Below are 1,781 nucleotides of genomic sequence, written 5' to 3' on the forward strand. Positions count from 1 at the left end.
GATCTCGGTCGGCCGATCTCGGTCGGCCGCTGGAACACGTAGGCCGAGAACAGCAGCGCCGCGCGCACCGTCCAATTGCCGGTACTGCGCAGGGCCGCCATCAGCTTCGGCACGGCCGGCGCGTTGGTCACGGCCGGGAAGTTGCGCGCCTTGTGCGGCTTGAAGCTGCGCAGCGTGCCCATGGGCACGGGCGAGGCCAGCAGCGCCGGGCGCTTCTCGTCGTCGATGCCGAACTCGAACAGCTCGCGCAGCCACATGCGCAGGCGCCGCACCATCTCGAGGGCGCCGCGGCCCTCGACCACGCGCAGCACCTCTAGGATCTCGGCGCGCGTCACCAGGTGCGGCGGCTTGGCGCCGAGCTTGGGGAACACATCCTTCTTCAGCGCGGCTTCGATGTTGCCGCGGTAGACCGCGCTCTTGTCGCTCTTGGCGGTCGCCATCCAATCGTCGAACAGCTTGCGCAGCGTGTCGGGCGACGCCGCGGCGACGCGCTCCTGCTTGACGACGGCGCGCTGCTCGGCCGGGTCGATGCCGCTGGCCACCAGGCGCCGGCTTGCCTCGGCCAGCTCGCGTGCCTTGGCCAGGCCCACGGTGGGCCAGCGCCCGAGCGTGTGGTCATTGCGCAGTCCCGAGCGCGGCCGGCGGTAGCGCAGCACCCAGGACGCCGTGCCCGACACCGCCACCGTCAGCAGCAGGCCGTCGCCGTCGCCGATGCGCTGCGGCTTCTTCGTCTGCGCGGCGAGCGCGAGCGCGTCGGCGAGTCGCGCCTTGAGGGCCAGCGCCGTGAGAGTGTGTCGAGCCATGGGCGCGGGTTTTACCACACGCCCGGCGCCGGGCCTTTACCACCGGATTGGCGTTTACCACCCGGGCTACCACCCAAATGGGGCGGCTGGGGCCGGTAAATGCCGGAAAGCGCCGAATGCTCCCGTAGGCGCAGGCAAAGAAAAAGCCCCGTAAATCAACGACTTACGGGGCTTATTCGGAGGCTTCTGGAAGGCACCAGAAGCCGTATTGGCGGAACCGGAGGGATTCGAACCCTCGATGAGGCTCTACACCCCATACTCCCTTAGCAGGGGAGCACCTTCGGCCACTCGGTCACAGTTCCTGAAAGAAGCCGAGATTATGCCACCATCAGGCGGCCGGTTGGTCCAGGTCGAAGGCTTTGTGCAGCGCGCGCACGGCCAATTCCATGTATTTTTCGTCGATCACGACCGAGGTCTTGATCTCGCTGGTGGAAATCATCTGGATGTTGATGCCCTCTTCGCTCAGCACGCGGAACATCTTGCTGGCAACACCCACGTGGCTGCGCATGCCGATGCCCACGATGCTGACCTTGCAGATCTTGGTGTCGCCCACGATCTCGGTCGCGCCCAGCGAGGGCATGACCTTCGACTGCAGCAGGTCGACCGTCTTCGCATACTCGTTGCGGTGCACCGTGAAGCTGAAGTCGGTCCGGCCGTCCTTGCTCAGGTTCTGGATGATCACGTCGACTTCGATGTTGGCGTCTGCCACGGCACCGAGGATGTGATACGCGATGCCCGGCTTGTCGGGCACGCCCAGCACCGAGATCTTGGCTTCGTCGCGGTTGAAAGCGATGCCGGATACGACGGCTTGTTCCATGTTTTCGTCTTCCTCGAAAGTGATCAGCGTGCCGGACTTGGCCTCTTCATTGATGTCGATGTCCCACGGCGTGAAGCTCGAGAGCACACGCAGCGGCACCTTGTACTTGCCGGCGAATTCCACCGAGCGGATCTGCAGCACCTTGGAGCCCAGGCTCGCCA

General features: G+C 65.5%; 2 protein-coding genes and 1 tRNA gene. All 3 read right to left on the reverse strand.

Annotation, left to right across the window (positions count from 1 at the left end; all coding sequences use genetic code 11):
- Window positions 1–803 (reverse strand): tyrosine-type recombinase/integrase (locus AC1DOC_RS32275; protein ID WP_478131397.1); only part of this gene is annotated, 803 nt, incomplete at its 3' end.
- 209 nt (window positions 804–1,012) lie between these two features.
- A tRNA-Ser gene (locus tag AC1DOC_RS32280) sits at window positions 1,013–1,105 on the reverse strand.
- A 26-nt stretch (window positions 1,106–1,131) separates the two neighbouring features.
- The coding region (locus AC1DOC_RS32285) for an aspartate kinase (RefSeq protein ID WP_478131398.1) at window positions 1,132–1,781 on the reverse strand (650 nt) is incomplete at its 5' end.

The organism is Variovorax sp. 01T439_2 (assembly GCF_056398445.1).